Consider the following 596-nt stretch of genomic DNA (forward strand, 5'->3'; position numbering starts at 1 on the left):
GTGTTGGGCAGGTATGCGATCGGCGACCGGACCCCGGGCCTGACCCGAAATCCGGACGGCTCCCTCGACGTCTGGCTGGCCGCGGCCGAGCCGGCGAGCGGTACGTCGACCTGGCTGCCCGCCCCGGAGGGCGAGTTCGTCGTGATGCTGCGGTCCTACCTGCCCACCGACCCGTCCTGGACGCCGCCAGAACCCGAACCCGAGGGATGAGAAGATGCCGACCCCACTCGCCGAACTGCACATGCACATCGAGGGCTCGCTCGAACCGGAGCTGATCTTCGCGCTCGCCGAGCGCAACAGGGTGACGCTGCCGTACCGGGACCTCGACGACCTGCGTTCGCGCTACGAGTTCACCGACCTGCAGTCGTTCCTGGACCTGTACTTCGCAAACATGGCGGTGCTGCGGACCGCGCAGGACTTCGCCGACCTGGCCCGTGCGTACTTCGCTCGGGCGGCCGCGGGCGGGGTGCGGCACGCGGAGATCTTCTTCAATCCGCAGGCGCACACGGCGCGCGGGGTGCCGCTGCGGGAGGTGCTCGACGGCCTCGGCGACGCCGTCCGTGGCAGCGAGTCGGAGTTCGGGGTGTCGAGCGCGC

At 70.5% G+C, this 596-nt stretch carries 1 protein-coding gene and 1 pseudogene; both read left to right on the top strand.

Annotated features, from left to right (window positions below):
* Positions 1 to 210: DUF1214 domain-containing protein (locus AC1DQC_RS20035; RefSeq protein ID WP_477052980.1), on the top strand; the 210-nt coding region annotated here is incomplete at its 5' end.
* Between the two features lie 4 nt (positions 211 to 214).
* A pseudogene (locus AC1DQC_RS20040) lies at positions 215 to 596 on the top strand (adenosine deaminase); the annotation flags it as partial.

The organism is Cellulomonas sp. P4_H12, assembly GCF_056400905.1.